4 protein-coding genes (1 of these 4 running past the window's edge) are annotated in these 18,517 nt (G+C 59.6%); all 4 read right to left on the reverse strand.

The window, feature by feature from the left end; genetic code table 11:
- Tightly spaced (at most 50 nt apart), the 4 genes in view from ADS46_RS06435 to ADS46_RS06450 form a layout consistent with a single transcriptional unit that may run on beyond the window.
- Positions 1-15,127, reverse strand: partial view of a calcium-binding protein gene (locus tag ADS46_RS06435; protein WP_066317824.1) — the 5' portion only. It extends 11,390 nt beyond the left edge of the window; the window shows 15,127 of its 26,517 coding nt (coding positions 1-15,127); it begins with the start codon at positions 15,125-15,127; its stop codon lies off the left edge, out of view.
- A gap of 50 nt (positions 15,128-15,177) precedes the next feature.
- Entirely contained in the window at positions 15,178-16,020 is an 843-nt protein-coding gene (locus ADS46_RS06440) for a SapC family protein (RefSeq protein WP_066317826.1), read from the reverse strand.
- Between the two features lie 23 nt (positions 16,021-16,043).
- Entirely contained in the window at positions 16,044-16,994 is a 951-nt protein-coding gene (locus ADS46_RS06445; RefSeq protein WP_066317828.1) for a hypothetical protein, read from the reverse strand.
- On the reverse strand, positions 16,969-18,357 hold the full coding sequence (locus ADS46_RS06450) for a TolC family outer membrane protein (RefSeq protein ID WP_066317830.1): 1,389 nt from the start codon (positions 18,355-18,357) through the stop codon (positions 16,969-16,971). Before ADS46_RS06450 ends, ADS46_RS06445 begins: the two co-directional genes overlap by 26 nt.
- Positions 18,358-18,517: the final 160 nt, after the last annotated feature.

Consider the following 18,517-nt stretch of genomic DNA (forward strand, 5'->3'; position numbering starts at 1 on the left):
CGACATCCAGTGCCTCCCGGATCGACGCCATTTCATCGTCGGCGGGCACATTGGCATAGGTGTTGACGATCATCACCGTCGGCGTCGGATTTGAATCCGGATCGGCGGAATAGCCAAAATCAGCGGACTGCCCCACTGGAGCATTCAGGTTGGTATCGGCGATATCGGCATCATCCGCCATCTCCACGCCGTTGAAGTAAAGCCCACCCAAGGTTTCGGAAATCGTGATGTCATTGACCACGATCCAGGCCGGGGTCTTGTTGACCACAGTGACATTGGAGCCCTTGGGTGAAACGAAATCGCCATCGCCAACCAGGTGATCGGCACGCACATCGATGCGACCCGCGGTGGCGTCGATATCGTCGAGCACGATCTCGACAATATCGGGGTTGAGCAGTACGGTTTCCCCGTCGACCTCCTCGGCCAGCCCCTGATCGATCAGTTTCTGCTCCAGCCGTTCGACCTCGGCGCGGAACTCATCGATCACCCGATCGGAGCCGACCGACCGGTAGTCATCGAGTCGTTGGCGCGCCTTCTGCAGTGATTCGAACAGGTCCGTCTCGACGCCCCCGATGCGCAGGCTATAACCGATGTCAGAAAAGCCATCCAAGCTGGTGAACAACTCGTCGAGCGCCATCTCGCCCTCGTCGATGTCACCGAGCGAAACGCCCTCGGCCAGGTCGATCACCAATCGCTGATTGCGGTCGATCCCGGTTTCCAGGCGGCCGTCGATCGTGACGCTACCGGTGGATTCGGCAATCGCGGTCCCGCCGGTGTTTTCGGTGCCGCCACCGCCCAGCGCCGCATCCAGCGCCCCGGCAGCGGCATTGACCCAGTTGACGGCCTTGGCACGCGCCAGCATGGCGGCACCATCGTAATCCTCGGCCAGCAGGTTGATATCCCCACGGGTCAGGACTTGCGAATCGGCATCGACCGTCAGTTGGTTGTCACGCTGCAGTGTCGCGGTCGCTTCCACTACATCGATCGGCAAGGCACTCGCCGAGAAAGTATCCACCGACGACACGACACGGTATTCGTCGCTGACATACTCACTGTTACGCCCCGCCATCAGCCAGGCCGCGCCGAGTGCCGTGACATCGGCGCCATTCAGTGACACCTCGTTGACCGGCGTGAGCGTCACGTCGGCGATGCCGACGCTCACCGACACCCCGGCATAAGAATCGATGTAGATGACCGCGGCCAGATTGGCCTGCGTATTGGCAGCCAGGTATAGATCGTGCTGCGCCGTCACCTGACTGCCGTCTCCCAGCAGCACGCCGGTGGCGACATGATCGGCATCGATTTCGGTATTCATGCCGCCGCCACTGAGCAAACCGCCCGCAATCAGGCTGCCCTGGTCACGTACATCGATGTCGTTGAACGCGCGCAGGTTGATATCGCCGCTACCGGCTATGTCGTCACCGTTGCCGCGCGCTATCAAGCTGGCGTTGTCATCGACCTCGACGAAGGTGTCTATCTCCAGTGTCATGAGGACACCGGCACCGCCGCCTGCGGCCAGCCCGTACACTTCACCGTCGCTGTTGTAGTCACCGGCATCGGCCACGGCACGCTTGTAGACTTCGGAAGTGGCCTTGGCGCTGATGGCGCCGGCGTCCAATGAGGCCCCCTGACCGATCGTCACTCGTGTATCGGGTGACATCAGGTAATCGCCGTTGGCCCCGGCACCTGAAATCAAACCTCCCGCGACCGCCCGCATGGTGCCATCCACGTCGAGCGTTTGTGTCGCTGACAGCGTCAGAGTCGCATCACTGTCGAACACTCCGATGTCAACGCCGTTTTCCACCGCCGTGAGGACCGAGGAATCGGCATCCAGATCAACTTCGACACCGGCCCCGGCCCCGAGTCCGCCCCCGATGGCCTGAGTATCAAGGCGAGTTATCTGCTCGGTCGTCGAGACGATGGCCACGGGGTTGGAATCACCATCAGGGGATGCGGCACCGAAGACCTCGATGTCGGCCTTTTGATCGAGCCGAGCTTCGGTGGTCGTCCGCTGGTCGAGGCTGGCCAGCGACATGCCGACCGCAACGCCGCCACCGGCATAGCTCTCCAGATCTCCGCTCAAGCGGCTGAACTGACGAGCCTCGACATCCAGATGGATATTCTGCGGTGGCAGGTCATCAAACGTCAGAGAATCGGCCGGATCGTCGGGGACATCCCAGTCATCCCACAGGTCGCCGTCGTAGGTATCGTCGCTCGCCTGCTCGCGCAACGTCTGCAGGCGCTGCTGTTGATAGGCGGGAAGCGCCATTAGGGCGACCGTCGCCGATCCACCGATGCCCGCGATGGCCTCGGTCGTGTCCGAGAATTGCAGCACCGAAGCGTCCACGCCGACCGCCGCACCACTGACCCCCGTTGCCGTTACGTTGACGGTATCCCCATCACCATCGTCCGGGGTCTCCGGGCGCAACAGGGCCGCCTGGACATCCAGCGATTCAGCGATCAGATCAAGACCATTGGCATTCTCTCCATAGGTGCCCAGCCACGCCTGAATATTGCCGCCAAGCGTGATATAGGAGGTAGAGGCACTGACGGCTTGTCCTCCTGCACTGACCCCGATCACCTCGGAGGTGATCGCCGGTGTCTGCTCCGCGATGATACTGACCGAGCCAGCCAGTACATCGGAGCCGGCTCCCAGATACGCGATGACATCGTTGGTCAACGAGACCTCCATGTCGATGCCAGCACCAGCGGCTAAACCGGCACCCACGGCAACCGCATTGACATCAATCGTGTCATTGGACGTCGACGAGACGGTCACCTCCTCGATGATGGAGGTAAGCTCACCAGGCGTACCGATCTCTCCCACATCCTCGATATCGCCGATGGTCGCGCCTTCGCCAATATAAGCCTCGGTGCCACCCGTTACCTCGACGATGGCGACCGAAACCCCGGCGGCTATGGAGCCGACGGCCCCGCCAGCCACCTCAAGGTTGTAATGGCGGTCGGCATGGGCTTCGACAGACAGACTGTCCGCTTCGGAGACGATAACACCGCTCTCCAGATAGGCGAGCTGCTCGGTGTCATCGAACAGCGTTGCGTTCTGCCCGGACGCGCTGAGACCGGCGCTGGCAGTACCGCCGTAGGCCCCCTGGTCAATGTTGCCACTGAAGTCACTGTTCACCGACACATCACCGCCAGACATATCGGAATCACTGCCCACCGTGGCCGTTGCGGCCGTGGTGTTGTCGAGCACGGAGATGGAGAGACCCACTGCGGCCACGCCGTATCCGCCTGCACCGGCACCGGTAATGATACCGGTCTCGAGAGTATCGTCGGCGTCGATGTCAATATCGCCCTCAGCCTCAAGTGTGACATCGCGTCCGACGGTCGCGGCGACATCGCCGATCGTCTGGCCGTCCTCGCCATCACCGGCACCCGGTACGGAGGGTGCCACTTCCATGTCACTCAAGGCAGCATTGGAACCGTCGCGGGTTTCCTGAGTGCCGGCATTCGGGTTGTCGATCTTCTCCTCGTCCTCTTCAGCCTCGTCCTCATCAACGTCATTGGACATCTGATAGTCACCGGCATTGCCGAAGGTCTCGCCCATGAGCTTGCCGACGTCCTTGAACTCGTCCCGGCTGCTCTCTCTGAGTCCTTGTCCGAGGCTTACCACCGAGACCGAACCACTGAAGGCCATCGATGCCGTTAATGAGAACGACATCACATGCGAGGTAATATCGCGTTCGAGGTCCGCCTCGACATTGATGTCACCCCCGGCCTCAACGGTAGTATCGTCTCCGACGGTGGCATGCGCCGTTTCACGCAGCACCATGACATCCACCGAGGCCCCGGCCCCAGTCGCGCCGACTGCGACGGAGCCGATGAAATTATCCTCCGGGTTGTCCCAGGGATTCATTTCCGTACGCGTGAGTGCAGTAACATCGACGTCGCCCTCGGCGTCGAGGTGGCTATGCGCAAGCACATTATCGTCGTCATCCACCAGGTCGCCCACGAAGGTATGCGCCTTGGCGTTCGAGGTCATTACGGAAATCGTGCCCGCCAGGGCATTAACTCCCACCGAACCGGTCGCCGCAGTAATCCGGGTGATCGTATGCTGATCGGCATCGATGGCGATGTCACCGGCGGCATCCAGGTCGCTGCCCAGCACATCCGTGGTTGTTACCGGATTGAGCAACCCGACCGCCAAGGACGCCCCGGCGGCAATGCCACCGGCGGTACCCGTGCCGATGATGAAGCGCAGATCCGTCGTATTGGCTGCTTGAATATCAATATCATTCGCTTCGATATACGCCGATTCGATAAGGGTCTGTGTCGTCAGGCCCACATCGACAGCACTGGCCGAGCCCGCCAGAGCGGCCTGACCGACACTGACACCGACGACGGTCGTCTGCATGGTCACATGGCTTTCGACCTCGACATGCAGATCTCCCTCGGCATCGATATCCGGGTCGTCCTCATCACCACTACCCAGCACGGTTGCCGCCGTGGTATGAGACAAGAGCGACGTATCGACCGATGCAACAGCCGCCAGTGCACCGACTGCAGCCGATCCGCCACCGCTGTTCCCCTCGCCCACGTGCAATGCCCGCAGGATGACATCTTGATCGCTACTGATACGGGCATCCCCGATGGTCGCACGGGTGCTGCCACTGACCCCGTCCGTTGTGAGGTTGGCAGCCAGGCCGACACCGCCACCGCCGACGGCCGCGGTGTAACTGGTGAAACGTGCCCGACTGGTAGCCAGCACAGCAACACCGGCGCCAGCTGTCGTCGTGAACTCGTCACCATCCCAACCCTCGATGATGTCACGGGAACCGTTGCCGACGGCATGGATGCGGATATCGCCACCCCTGCCATCACCATCGTGATCGCCGACCCAGGCGCTGGTTTCGGTTGCCATCAGGTCAACCGCGACGGCAGCACCGGCAGACACAAGCCCGGCCGACACCGTGCCGGTCACGACGATATTGCGGTCACTGCTGTCGGCATGAATGATGACATGGCCATCAGCCTGAATATCTCCGGCATTTTCTTCCTGGGACGCTGCCGCACTTGAGCCGTCGGCGAAGTCGTGTCGTCCCTCGGCGAACGCCTTGACGTCATTCTTGATCAGTGCCGTACCGGAATTGCCAGCGCCACTGAAGAAGGTGCCATAGCTGGCACCGGCGACAACGTTCAGGTTGATCGACGATGAGTCGGCATCAATGATGACACTGCCGTTTTCCGCGATCAGTTGGGAGCCGGTCGAGCTTGCCTCGATGGAATTGGCAATATCGTTCAGCGCCACCGTCACACCCACGCTGCCGCCCTTGACGGCAATCGACAGTTGCGCGGAGGCGGAAATGATCGAACTGGTATCCTCGGCATGAATGTCGATATCGCCGTTGGTGGCCTTGAGGAAGGAATCGCTGACCTTCGCATCCACATCCTTGCGGGTGAAGTTGAGCGATGTCGAGCCGACGACGCTAGCAAAGGTGGATACTGACGCCCCGACCGTATAGGCACTGATCGACGAATCGGAATCGGCATTCACGCCGATGGTCTCGGCAATGATGCTGGCGTTGTCCTCGACACGGGCACTGACCCGGTTGGAGGCATCCGGGCCACTGCTGCCGGGGTTGCCGCCAATGTAGTTGTAGGACATGTAACCGGCGGCCGACACTGCACCCGAGGCACCGGCCGCCACGGTGAAGGCATTCATGCCCAGATTGTCCTCGGCGCCTATCTGCACATCGCCCTTCCTGGCTTCGAGTTCGGCCCCCTTGACCACGGCTTCGGCCGTGCTGCGCATCCAGTTCAATGACAGGGCACCAGCCACCGAGACAGTGCCCGAGCCGGCACCGCTGATAGCCGCCGTGAAGATCTGGTCACCCGCCTCGGTGGGTGAGGGCAAGTCCGGTGCATCGCTTGTATCGATATCGTCGTTGTCGAGCGCGTCCCCCGGCGTCTTGTCGGCGCCCTCATCGTCCTCGGGGACGTCCGCGTCTTCGTCGGTTTCGTCGACATCGGCTTGAGATGTATTGTCCGGGTCGAGCCCTTCATACGTGCCCTCGGTCACGCGTCGCAGCAGGGCATCAACGATAATGTCGCCATCCAGAGCGGTCAGCGTGGTGTCGCCGCCCATAATCTGCGCTTGGACCGTCGAATTGTAATCCGTGGTCGCTGACGCACCAGCTAGACCGACGGTACCGGCCCCACTGGCCGCGCCGGCCACATTGACGGAGATGGGCGCCAGGCCGGCTGTCACGATAATGCTGTCACCTTCGACATCGGCACCGTTGCTGACCTCGGCATTGACCTGGTGCTTGATGAAATTGATCCCGATCGAGCCGGACATCGCCACGGTGCCGGCACCGGCGCCGCCGGCCGTGAAATTCATCAGCATGCTCTCGGCCTGGGCATCGACGTATACGTCATTACCGGCATCGAGCGTTGATCCATCGACCACCGCGGCGACTTCCCCGATGGTGAAATCGACCTGGTCCTCCTCCTCGGTGTCGACCATGAACAGGTCTTGAGAGGAGTCTGCACCCTCCTCCTCGGACTGCAGGCTGCGTGAAGGATTACTGGGATCGCCGCCGATGTAGTTGAAGGAGATAGCGGCACCACCGGCGACCGTGCCCGCTCCGGCGATGCCAAATGCAAAGTTGAGCAGTGTCGACTTGTCGTTGGCCACCACGCCGATATCATTTCCGGCGTCGAGCAGGCTGCCCCCGGAGACCTCGGCACGGACCGAGTTGCGCAACCAGTTGAGACCCACGGCTCCCGCACCGGCCGCGGTGCCACCACCGGCACCGGCGAAACTGATGTTGATGACGCCCGCCGACATGTCGATATCATCGGTATCACGCTTGGCCAGTCCTGCCTCGCCCTCATCAGGATCTTCGTCATCGCTACCGTCACTGGTGCCGTATGTGCCCAGATCAACATCGATACCCACGCTGGCCAAGTCGAACTCACCACGTTCATCCTCATCGGCCAGGCCGGCCAGGACGCTGATGTCGTTGTCGGCATTCAGCTCGGCGTCGTTGACGCGTGACAGAATGGCATTATCCAGTTGGGTGGTACTGGCCGAGACACCACCGGCGACGGTGCCACCACCGGCAGCGCCCAGTGCCACCACGACCACCCGGTTGTTGTCCATGGCCTGGACGGTAATATCGTCGCCATAAATGTCGGCACCACCTTTGACGTCCGCCAGGGTCTGGCCGGCGATGGTGTTGACCGTGATCGCCCCGGCAAAACCGGCCGTCCCGGCGCCGGCACCACCGAAGGCGACGGAGACCAGCAGAGTATCGGCGGCGGCGTCGACCAGGACATCGCCCTTGGCATCAATGGTGCCTCCATCGATACGCGCCACCTGATTGTTGGTGACGAAATTGACGCCCACACTACCGGCGACAGCCACCTTGCCAGAGCCGGACACTGCACCGGCGATAGAAATCAGTTGGGTATTGTCATTGGCAATGACGCCGACGTTTCCGGAAATAGCCTCCAGGTCAGTGTCAATGCTATGGGCTTTCAGTTCCTTGTCGATCATGTTCGCCGCTACACTGCCCGCACCGGCGACTTTCTGACTGGCGCCAATGCCAATGGCCAGCGTCCGTATAAGGCCAGTACTGGTCGCGGACACCGTGGCATCATCGGCCTCAGCCAGGCGACTGTCCTGCAGCAGGGCTTCCGTGCGATGATCCCTGTCCGAGACACCGGGCAGGCCGATGGCGTTGACCGCGATACCGGCACCAAACCCTGCGGTACCCCCGACACCGACGGCACCGGACAACGCCCAGATGCTGGCCCGATCGTTTGCCGCGACCGATACATCCCCGTCATTCAATGCCAGATAGGTATCGTCGACCCGCGCTTCGGTCACGTTGGCGACGATATTGACGCCAATGGTGCCGGCCAGCCCGGCTCCCTTGCCGCCATAGGCCACACCAACGGAACCCGCCAGCGAGACCACCAGCGAATCGCTGTCGGCAACAACCTGTAGTGAATCGGCGGTCAGATCGGCACTGGTATTATCATCCCAATCGCTACCGAGCGACTCGGCACTGGCTTTAACATCATGGGCGATGTAGGAAACTGTCGCCGAGCCGCCGACACCTCCTTGACCGGCAACCGAAACCGCGCCGGCCACCAGAATGCTATTGGCGGCATCGCGCGCATTGATACTGACATCGCCCAGGTCGCCTTCATCGATGGTCAGCAGGCGCGCATTGACGCTGCGCATCGACACCAGTGCGCTGGCCGAGCCGGAAACACCGAAACCCTTCTGGCTGGTGGAGACCGCCACGGCCGCGGCTGAGACCACGCTCCAGCCGGCCCGCTCGGCATCAATGGCAAGAGCGTGGCTGTCCAGGGTCGCTACATTATCGACAATGGCCTCGGTACTGCCCTGCTGCACGGCAATGGTGGCTGCCCCGGCGACGGCGACACTTGAGCTGCCATTTCCCATCGAGAGCGCACCACCTCCCGCGAGCAGGCCGAGGTGGGTATCGTCGTTGGCCGCGACCAACACATCACCGTCAACATCAAGTGTTTCGAGGCCACGTATGGTGGCCGACGTATTATCGTCACCAACGTGAACGATAGCCGAGCCGGCCAGGCCGACACCGCTGTTGCTCTGACCTCCCGTGCCACCGCCGCCGCTCTGGCCGAGATTGCCCTGCAATTCCGCGATGACGTTGTCATAGTTGGCCTGATTGTTGGGCCATTTCCCGGGGTCGTCCCCGCTACCGCCACCGGAGCCACTGGAAGACGATTGGGTCGACTTGCCACCGGCACCTGCCCCGGCGATGGCCAGATCGATGACCACGCCACTGTTGTCGGCACCGACCTCGACATCACCACCGACCAGAATGGAACCCAGTGGGGAATCACTATCCTCGGGATCGCCGATCAAGGCATGCGTGTCACGCTCCAGGACCGTCACCCCCACCGAGGCACCGATGCCGACCGAATCACCCTTGGCGATCCCGCCGACCAGGTTGATCAGATAACTGTCATCATTGGCGCTGACGCGCAAGGCAGGATTGTCACTGTCATTGCCGACGCTGCCATCGCCGATGTGCATGGAGACATTGTCGCCAATAGTGGCGTGCGTCTCGTTCTGGACGACGTTGGCCACCGCCGAGGCATTGAAGCCGACTTTCCCGGCTTGACCACCGGACGCCCCGACACCGAGCAACAAGCTGGCGTTATCGGCAGTGACATCGAGACTATCGGCGACCAGTTCGACCCCTGATTCGATTGCCGCCGTCGCCTCGCTGCCCAGGACATTGGCGGTCAGAGCGGCGCCGATGGCGCTGCCCGCGGACTCGCTTCCCAGCCCCGGTTCCTGAGCGATCGCGTCCAGCCACTTGGCGCTGAACTCGCCGGCACCGCCGAGTCCCGGCACCTGCAGATTACCGACGAGCGTAAAGATGTCGTTGGCGTTATTCGCCGTCACGGAGACATCCTGGCCATCCTGTGGCGTGACATCATCCACCGAGCTCTGCCCATCGAGATTGATGGTGGCACCCTCATGAATGCGGGCATCGCTGTCCTGATTGAGTACGAAGACGTTGGCCGCACCGGCGATCGCCAGTTTCTCGCCCGAGGCCGTAGCCTGCGTCCAGCTATCGAAGCTCCCGGTCAGCCCCAGATTGGCGCTGAAATAACCCGAGATGGTCGAGATCAGATCGGGAATCCGCTGTTCCAGCGGGGTGCCCAGCTTGCTCCAGTCGCCGGAACTGAAATCCACCTCGCCGAGCGCCATTTCCGTGGCATCATCGCCGGTGAATTCATAGACGTTACCGGCGTCGCCACCGGCGGTATGATCCTTGTCGACCAGAACGGTGTCACCGTTTTCGAGCATGGTGAAACCATCATCGCCACCATCGGTGCTGACGTGATCGACGTTATCTTCGGGGTCGTCGAAGAAACCCCGAATCTCGTTATAGAGGTTGGCACCGAAGACACTGTCGAGGTCGACTTCGTTGAGACTCTGGGCATCCACCGCAATGGCGCCATCGGCATCGAGGTCGACATTGCCCATGACATCGGCGTTGGCGCTGTTATCGAGGTAGCCCACGCTGACCGCGCCGGATACCGCCACCTTGGCCTTCGTGTCGCCCTTGCTCTGGTTGTCGTTCGCCGACTGCTGATTGGATTTTGTGTCACCGCTGGCCGATGCCTTGGAGTCATTGCCCTCGAGCAACTCGGACTTGAGCTTGTTCTTGAGCGGATTGCCTTCGGTACGTTTACCGGCAGACGAATCTTCGGCGGCCGAGCCGGAGGCGCTGACACTGGGGCGGTGATTGCTCAATGCATTGACGGTGACATCGCCGCCTGCCGATATATCGTGGCGTACGCTATCGTCGAGAGGGTTGCCGTCGCGATCCACGGTCGTGCCCAGGCGGGCGTCGGCGTCGTTGATGTCGACAGACACCGCCACCGCCGCAGCGATATCGAATGCCTCCCCATCGCCACTGGAGAACTTCTGCTTGAGTTGATCGACCTTGAGCTTGTCGCTGAGGGTATCGCTCCAGCTATCAAGCTTCTTCTTGAGCGGATCCATCACCAGTGCCATCGGCGACTTGGCTAGGTCTTTCGAGCTCTTGGACAGCCCGCCGACCACACTGGTCGGATTGCTCGGCGCCGTGCCGGCCACGGCCGAAACGCCGCTGGATGACGTCGGAATGTACTTGAAGTAAGCGCCGGAAATCGCTTGTTTTTCCGTCGTGGCGTCGACGGTGATATTCCCCTCGGCATCGACCTGGCCGGCCAGTTGCGCTTCCGTGGTGCCGGTTTCGACATTGATGGCGGCGGCGATCCCGACCTTACCCTTGCTGGCACCGGACGTAGCGGAGGTACTGTTGCGATCGATCGTCTTGGCATCGACAACGACATCTCCCCCCGCCTTGATGACGGCGTCATCCCAGACCATGGCCCGTGATTCGGTCACCAGCACACTTACCGCAGCCGAACCTGCAAACCCTTTCACACCCTCGGGCATGGCCGTCACCGACTGGGTCGTATCGACACGGGAATGAATGGTGACATTGCCACCTTCGGAATCATCGCCCTGTGCCTTGCCATCGGCGATCAACTCACCGCTAACATTGATATTGGAACGAGCGATAAGGGTACTAACCGATACACCAACCCCCCACGCCTTGGTCGGCAGTACACTTGCCGCAAGCTGGATCTCGCCATCGATATCGATATTGTGCTGAGCATGTAGCATGGCATCACTGCCGATATCGATGGTGGTATCAGCAATCAACGTGGAAATGCTGCCGAACAGCGACAGCCCTTCGACAAAGGCGAGTGGCTCATTGGCGGCCCCATCGATGACGGCATTGCCGGTATCGACGTTATACAGCGAGCGGTCCGGGTCGACGACCCGTGCATCGATGGTGATGTCGTAACCGGCGAGTTCGGCATCGCCGATAGCGACCGACAGATCGAAGACCCCGACATCGACGAAACCGTTCGACGGCGTACCATTGAGAAAGCCCGTGGGTTGGGCGTGGATGGCGAGATCGCCGTCGCCGGCATCGATAACGGCACCTTCATCGATGTTGATCTGGCTCGCCTTGGCGACGAAATCGCCACCGCCGGTCTCGATGACGGTATCCAGCACGTCGATGCGATAGGCATCGAGCGTAATGGCGATCTCACTGCCATCGGTGCTCAACTCGGCACCGTCCAGTTTCAGTGTCCCGGCGGCCTGTAATGTGACATCCTCATCAAGGTCGGTATCCGCGAGTTGCAGCGTCACATCGTCCGACCAGGCATAGATGAGTTCGGCATCCTGGCCGGATAGCGAGACGGCATCGAACGCCGAGAGGTCCGTGACCGGTGTATTACCATTTGCCGGCGTCGTCATCGCCGTCACCCGGCTCTGGTCATTGTTGACCGTGACGTCGATAGCGTTGGCAGACAGACCCTGGACGTCGATGTCGAAATCCGTCACGGCCACACTGGAACCAATCAACTCGCCTTGTGACGACGTTGTCAGGCGCAACGAGTCGCCATCGAAATCGCCGGCGTCCAATGTGGCCTCACCGGCACCGTCACTGACCGTCAATTCCGCGATCTCGATACCGCTATAGCTGGCGATCTGATTGCCGCCATCAGGATCGAATGCCAGCTCGCCATTGCCCAGCGTCATATCACCGGCGTGGGTCACGACCAGAGTGTCGTTGCCGTCTCCTGCGCTGATATCGTGCTCAGCGGCCGCGCCGAGCGCAAAGCGATCGTCGCCGTCACTGCCGGTCAGGGTATAGGTGCCGCTACCCAGCATCTGCATGTCGATGCCACCGGCCTGGAAGCCCTCGCTCTGCCACGTCGAGCCACTCAGCGACATGCCAAGGGCATCGGCGAGCGTCTCCATTGCCGTGCCCGAGGGGACGTCGACACTCAGGTCGCCATCACCGCCGGACGTATCCTCGACGATCCAGCGACCGTCGGCGCGATCGACACGTGATTCGACCCCCTCGATGGCATCGAAGATATCGACCAGGTCACCTAATGTCCGTGCGCTGTCCAGTGCAACCGTCGAGGTTTCACCATTGCCACGCGTGATATCCAGTGACAATGCCCCCTGGATCTCGCCACTTTCCTCGTCGATCGCCTGGCCGTCGTCTTCGGCAGAAAACACCGCCTCGAAATCGTTGGCCGAGATCAAATCGGCCAGGGCCGTCGTGGCATCGATGCCATTGAAGTCACTGGCATCCACCGTGACATCACTGGAACTGTTTTCATCCGCTACCACCGAAACGCTATCGATCGCTTCGTAGGTGGATTCAGTCTCTTCGTCAGCCTCATCGGTCAGCGTGAACGTCTCGCCATCCAGGGTGACCTTGGTGATGTCATCGGCGAGACCCAGGCGCAACTGGTCTTCACCGGCACCGCCAGTGACCATGTTCTTACCGGCTCCAGCGATCAGGATATTGTTCCCGGCAACGCCATTGAACTCGCTCTCGCCCTGACCACCGATCAGGGTGTCGTTACCGCTGCCACCTTCGAGATAGACACTTCCCTGGTAATCGCTGGCATCAAGGGTTGTGTCACCGCCATCGGCCTGCAGAACGGCATCGCTGAATGTGTCGTTGAGGGTATCCGTGCCGATACGGCGTTTCTGGCGGTTATTTTCCTTGACCTGACGGAAGGAATCGGATGTTGTGCCCGCTCCCGCGGCGGCTACGCCCAACAGGGCGAGTTCCGACTCTTCCTCGGCGAACTTACCGACGAACCGTACCGTCCAGTTCACTTCCTCGACATCACCGTTGTTGTCTTTTCCAAACTCTCGGGCAACCTGGACGTTACCGTCACCGATACCGTCGATGCTTTCGATGGCACGCTGAATCTCCAGCGCCTCGGCATTGGCTGCCAGGCTTATCGCACTGACATCGCCATCGAAATGGAACTCAACCTCCTCCTCGGAACCACCATCCCAGGTCAGGCGTTGCTCTTCGAGCTGGTCGGTATGGATGAGTTCGCTGTCGTCGAGGTCCATCCAGCCATCCGAGATGCCCATGACGGTGTCGTCGCCGCCGCCACCGGTGAGTTCGTTATCCCCGGCATTGCCGAACAGGACGTCATTGCCGCCGTTGCCTTCCAGGGTATCGTTGCCTGCGCCACCATCGAGCAGATCGTTGCCACTGCCGCCTGACAGCGTATCGTCACCGCCACGCCCTTCCAGGCGCACGTCGCCAGAGAAGCCGCTGGCATCGAGGGTGTTATTGCTGTCGCCGCCGATCAAAGTAGCCATTTCGATGGCATCACTGAACGTATAAGCGGGTGCTCCCCCCGTGCCGACTGTCAGCCCCTCATCATCGAGAGACATGTCGACATCGGCTTGCAACTCGACCTTATCGCCTTCGTCGCTATTGCCATTGCCTTGAATCTCCCCGCTTCCATCGGGTGAAAGGACGAAAAGATCATCCTGGCTGGAACCGATCGCAGTGACGTTCTCACCGCGTAGCTGGAAGGTAACCCCTCCGAGTCCATAGCCGGAGGCATTGAGTGTCTGCCCGGTACCGGAGGCTCCCAGAATGATTTCGGTCGGATGACCAGTGAACGACATGCTTTCGTTATCGCCAATATCAAGCGTGGCGTCGTCACCATCGCTGCTCAGGATGAGATCGCTGTTCGCCCGATCGATCAGGTAGGTATCGTCAGCGCCTTCCTGACTGTCGAAGGTGTCCTCACCGCCGACAGAAATCAGCAGGTTGGAACCCTGGCCGCCATCGATAGTGTTATCAAGTTCGTTACCGGCCAGGATATCGTCACCGTCGGAGCCGATAAGATCACGAAATCCTGTGATTTCCTCGAATCCACTCGCTTCGTTTTCACCGAGATCGACCGTCACCCCTTCGTTGTACGCTTCATAACTCAGCGTGGCCGTATTTGAACCATAAAGCTTATCGATACCTTCCAGCGTGACGTTTTCGATGGTCACGTTGCGCTCATCATTGGCCTGCCAGGTCGTCTCCAGGCTGCTGTGCAGTTCCTGGTCATCACCGGCCGACACATCGATGTCGGAGATTCCCGAGAAAGTAACGTCACCGTTCTTGCTTTGCCCCTCGCCGTCGCCAGTCACCGTCCAGGCATGGCTCTTCTCATCGCCGACAATGCGGTCCCGATAATCTTCGTCGTCGCCACCGTTGAAATCGACGATCAGCCCCTCACTGTTAGCCGTATTCAAGGTGTCATTGCCGTCACCGGCATCGAAGGTGATCAGCAGTCCGTTCGCTTCCTCCAATACCGATTCATGAAACGACAGACTGTCATCGTCATCGCTGCCAGTGATCTGGACATCTCCCTCGTCGTCACTATCACGATCACGTTCTTTCAAATCATCGAGCTTCGCTTCGCCCATGACCTGATCGCCACCATCTTCGCCCTCACCATTGCGGTTGACGACCTGAACCATCTTCTCGTTGGCTTCTTCGACTATCCGCACCTCCATATCGGCACCGGCATTCGCTGTCACCGCGATGGGATCGGCGGAAAGCAGCATGCGTGGTTCCAGGCCTTCGAAACGGAACACAGAACGTTCCGCCATGGCACGTGCGGATGGTTTATTACGCCGGGATACCTGAGCGATGAGTTTCGAGAGCTGCTTCCGGAGGGGGCGGAATGGGCGACTCATGGTAAACTCCTGATCAATAAAGCAATGGCAAGGGTGGTGTCGTTACAGCGTCAGTGAAGCAATGAGTTGTTATCCTGATCGGCAGAAGAGACGTCGCCTGATGGCGCTGCCTGGTCAGTAGCGGCGTCCTCGTCGGAAGCCGGATCCGGCTTGGCCTGGGTATCCAGCGCCGCACCGCCTTTTGCCAGCCGGGTCAGGCGGTTGAAATTGCGCATCGATTGCAGATGGATATGTATCAATTCCAGCTCGTCGTTCTTCATCAACGTCTGCACTTGCTCGGCAGACAGCTCTTTGAGTTTGTTACGGTTAATCGCCTTGAAACCAGTCAGCGTACGACGCCCTCCTTCGGGCAGGCGAACCTGCGCTTCCACCGATTCGAGTAGATCCAGCTCGACCAGACGACGGCAGAAAGCACGGGTACGTTGGAAATGCGCCTGATAGTCCTGCAGGAAGGAGAGTACACGAGAGAGGTATTGCGTTTGCTCACCATCGGCATCGAACAGACGTTCGCCGCGCCCCTCGCCGTTGATACCTTCGTAATCTTCATCAATGCATAACGTGAAGCTCTTACCATCCGATGAGGAAGCGAACACGAATGGATAGCGACGGAAGAAAGCGGGCACATACTCGCCCTGCCAGCGATTGTCATTGTCGACCATCAGATTGACATCTCGCTCAATACCCAACACGGCAACCGGCAGTACCCCGTCATCCGCATCGGTGAAAACAATCGGCAGATCGCTGGCTGCCGCCGGAAACTCTGCCGCCATGAGAGGCACTGAGTTGACCTCTTTGGCAAACACGAAGTCCTTGCCCGCTTTCAGGTAAAGGTCGCCGTGCTTGTCACGGGTGATAGGCTGCACGTTGCGGTAAATCAATAGTTGAGTTGCCATGGAGATCTCCACGTAGTGATGTGTCAGGCGGTTGAAGTTGATCGCTCCCGAGCGCGTAAGGTGTCACCGGGAAAGCGGTCGCTGTGGTTTCGGGGGTTGGTGTTCATCTTGGGTTGATGACGCGCCGTTCCGTAATAACAGGTAAGGAAAGACTGACCTGCCTCATTACGACCGAACGACAGATTACTCAGCACTTCGTTGCCGTGCTTTGCCATCCAGGTGATCAAGGTGTCACGCGGTGCCGATTGCCATTCGCGGGCAAGTGAAAACATCGTGCCGGCGATGATGCCCAACGGCAGCGAGGCGCGATGCAAATGAAGATTTAAGGAGTCACGGCCAGTGGGGCAACCGTTCTGCATTTCTTCAATGCGCACGGTCAACGGTGGCCATGGAGCTTGCTGCAAGGCGAAACTAACCTGCAGTTGTTCGATCACATCGTGCACTGGGCAAGTTGGCACGAAAGATAGTGCCTGCTCTATGGCAAGACGTGCCTCACGAGCCGTTTTCAGCAGCACATAGTCGGAACGCGCTGCTGATTCGTTAGCCCGCCACTTCCAGGCCCGATAAAGCACGAACCGTGCTTCCTTGGGGACCGAGGCTGGGCGCTTGGTTTCCCAGTAGATTTTGCAGCGGTCGCCTTCAACCCCCAGATGCAGATAATGCGGGCGGGATAGCGTTGGGCCTGACCGCTCTTTCTGGTTGAGCGGCGCCAGGCACTCTTCTACCTCTTGGGCGGACATGCCGAGATCAGCGAGCAGTTGCTCAAGTGCCGGGGACAACACGTCAATCGGCACAGCATTCATGGGAACACTGAATAGACAGCGCTGACTCGACCAGCGTCCTGGGAGACATTTCACTGAACGCTCGCTCAGGTAGGGAACTGCCAGGGTTTCCAGCATTCCCTGAATCACCTCGGAGGCGTGATAACCGGCCTCATGTGTACCGGAATTAGCGTTGGCCAACGGCGAGGACATCGACTTCCTCTCCCATGATTGCATCAATCTGCGATAGATCATCAGCGTTGATGACCCCAGCGGCATGTTTGAGACTGAGAATGCTCATCAGATAATCGTAGCGGGCACTGGCCAACTCGCTGCGGGCATAAAAGAGGTCTCGTTCGGCATCAAGCAGATCGATCACCGGCGTCGTCCCGGCTTCAACACCGACTTCCCGCGACTCGACCACTCGCTTACTGGCCTGCAGCGATTTTTCTAACGCCCGCTCACGGGACATTGCGGTCAGAATCCCCTGATAGCCGCTGCGTATTTCACGATTCAACTCACGATTGACACGTTCCAGCCGCGACTCACTTGCATTGATCAAGCTTTCACTCTCACGCACCTGTGAAGAGGTACGTCCGCCGCTATATACCGGGACGTTCAGGGTTAAAGCGATATCCTGTGACTCAACTTCGCTGCCGCCACCGAAGAGCGAGCCTTCAGTCTCGTCACTTTCGTAATTGACACTAAGGTCGAGCGTGGGGAAATGACCGCCACGGCTTTCGTTTAGCTCCTCGGATGCCACATCCGTAGCTAATAAAGCCGCTTTCAAACGTGGACTCCGTTCTCGAGCCAACTCCTCCCAGGCTTCCACCGAGTCTGGGTCTGGCCGTTCCAGTTGCAGCTCATTGGTCACAGGCTGCAAAGCACGAGGACGATTTCCGGAAATTTCAGCAAGGCCTTCCAGCGCGTCACGCAACTGATTGGTGACCTCTATCTCTCGCGCATCAACCTGCTGAAATCGAGCCTCCGCATCAAGTAGCTCAACTTCACGGACCAGGCCATCGTTATAACGTGCCCTGATGTCTTCAAGATTGGTCTTAACCGCTGTCTTCTCTGATTTCAGATAGGTAAGCGTTTCGTAAAGAGAAAGCGCATTAAAGTAGCGTTCTGCCACCCGTAAGAACAGGTCCTGCCTGGCCACCTCCAGTTCCGAGGCTGCCTGCTTGATTTCCGCCTTGGCTTTGTCGAAGGCTGCCCAGCGGGAATAATCGTAGATCGATTGCTCGATAGAAGCGCCGTAACGGGTACTTGGATATGACGTGCTGCCGCTCGCATACTCTTCATTATCCGAACTGACAATGTCCTGACTGGTTTCTGTTTGGGTTGCCGATAGGCTGATTTGCGGCAAGAGCGCGGCACGCGCCTGATAATAACGTTCATCGGTGGCATTCTTGCCGTAGAACTCTTCCTGATAGCGCGGATCGTTATCCTTCGCCATCTTATAGACATCCAGCAAGCCAGCACTCAAGACCGGCGCGCTGGCCAACGCAAAAAAAGCGCCGGTGCAAGCTGGAAGCACTCTATGAAGCTGCCGGTGGAAGATTCTATCGAGCATTGGTTTTTATCCCGGTTTTGTCGATTCGTCGAATGGCATGGAGAAGTCAACTTCTGGCTGATCACGCATTTCCAGTGTTGCCAGTCATGAGAACAGCGTGGTCGGAGGTATTAACAAACCCAACCCACCCTTACGGAAGCCTGTAAATGAAACGCTAGCA

The organism is Halomonas sp. G11, from assembly GCF_001663515.1.
GTDB lineage: Bacteria > Pseudomonadota > Gammaproteobacteria > Pseudomonadales > Halomonadaceae > Vreelandella.